Source organism: Streptomyces sp. NPDC048415, assembly GCF_040651675.1.
Taxonomy (GTDB): domain Bacteria; phylum Actinomycetota; class Actinomycetes; order Streptomycetales; family Streptomycetaceae; genus Streptomyces.
The window spans coordinates 1-1,815 of record NZ_JBEZKJ010000219.1 but is presented as its reverse complement, the minus strand read 5'-3'; the positions used below and the strand labels follow the sequence as shown (position 1 = coordinate 1,815).

General features: G+C 67.3%; 1 protein-coding gene. It reads left to right on the top strand.

Translation table 11 applies throughout. The annotated features are described in order from the left end of the window. Nucleotides 1–131 precede the first annotated feature (131 nt). Nucleotides 132–1,802 (top strand): IS4 family transposase, encoded by a 1,671-nt coding sequence (locus tag AB0D27_RS45435; protein WP_362521531.1) that lies wholly within the window; start codon nucleotides 132–134, stop codon nucleotides 1,800–1,802. Nucleotides 1,803–1,815: the final 13 nt, after the last annotated feature.

Sequence of the window (1,815 nt, the reverse complement as noted above, 5' to 3'; positions counted from 1 at the left end):
CAATGCCGCGTAGTTAGCGTGTGACACGATCCGTCAAATCGCCTGTGGGGTCGGCGTGTTGTGGGGGCATGGAGACGGACCTCGGGTATGGCAGGTAGTCGACCAAGATCTATCTGCTGTGCGAGGTCCCGTTGCGAGAGCAGTCTGCCATCGTTCCACCCTCTCCTGATCAAGTCCCGAGAGGCGTTTTCGCGCCGGGGCATCTGGGAGAGCTGGGCCGCTACCTTCCCGTCGAGCTCGTGGACGAGGTCCTGGCCGAGAGCCGGACCGTCCAGCGGCGGCTGCGTCTGCTGCCTTCGCGTGTCGGGGTCTACTTCCTGCTCGCCCTGTCCCTGTTTCCGTCGCTCGGGTATGCGCGGGTATGGGACAAGCTGATCGCCGGGCTGCCGGACGGCGGTCATGCACGCCCCAGCGAGAAGGCCCTGCGGGATCTGCGCCGACGGGTGGGACCGGCTCCTCTCAAGACTCTGTTCGAGATCGTGGCCGGCCCGTTGAGCCAGCCACGGACGCCCGGTGTGTGCCACCGCCGGTGGCGGACAGTCGCCTTCGACGGGTGTTCCTCGGTCAAGGCGCCTGACCAGGAGCGGAACCTCAGCTGGCTCGGCAAGTCCCGCACCCGGCTGGGATGGGCCGGCTACCCGATGATCCGCCTGATGGCTCTGTGTGAGACGGGCACCCGCGGCCTGTTGGGGGCTGCGTTCGGCCCCGCCGAACACGGGGAAGGTTTCTACGCACGGCAGCTTCTCCACCTCCTGTCGCCGCGGACACTGCTGCTGGCCGACCGGGGATTCGACGCGAACGACTTCCTCCAGGCGGCGGCCGACACCCGCTCCCAACTGCTCATCCGCCTCAACCCCCGCCGACGGCCCGCCGTTCTCGCGGCCCTGCCCGACGGCTCCTACCTGACGCTCATCGGCCCGCTGAAGATCCGCATCATCGACGCCGAGATCAGCATGACAACCAGCGACGGACGACGCATGTCCGATCACTACCGGCTGGCGACCACCCTGCTGGACCACCGGACCGACTCCGCAGCGACCCTGCTCCGGCTCTATCACGAACGCTGGGAAATCGAATCGGCCTTCTACGCCCTGCGGCACACACTCGCCGACGGGCAAGTACTGCGCTCAGCAGACCCCACCGGTCTCGAACAGGAAGTATGGGCACAGCTCACGCTCTACCAAGTGCTGCGGACCGCCATGGTGGACGCGGTGGAGTCCGTCGCCGGAACCGACCCGGACCGCGCCAGCTTCACCATCGCCCTGGAAGCCGCCCGCGACCGCGTCGTCCGCGGCCCCGATCCTCTCCAGGAGGGTGCCATCGGCACCGTGGGCCGGATCGGCCGCGCCGTCCTTGCCGGACTCCTGCCCAAACGGCGGCTGCGCACCTGTAATCGCAAGGTCAAAGCGCCGATGTCCCGTTACTACTCCCGCCTCACCGACCCGCGGCCTCGCACCACCTCCACCATCGAGGCCCTGGACTTCAAGATCCACCAGGCGCCGAGTGCGCAGCCCCCGCCGAAGACCACCGCGCCGGCAGACGGCCGCCGGGCGGGACGCGGACCCGGCCGGACCGGTGAAGGACAGCGGAATCGCACACTCCAACTCATGCGCACCGACCCCCAAGCGACATGGAAGTCCTGTCACCTCGCACGATCACTCGGCTACAGCAATATCCACAGCTTCCGGGCATCAATGACCCGCTGGACGGCCGAGGGGCTGATCCGCAAGGTCGGCAGAGGCACGTACATGCTCGAACAAAGCTGGATCTCCCCCAATTTGACGGATCGTGTCACACGCTAACTACGCGGCATTG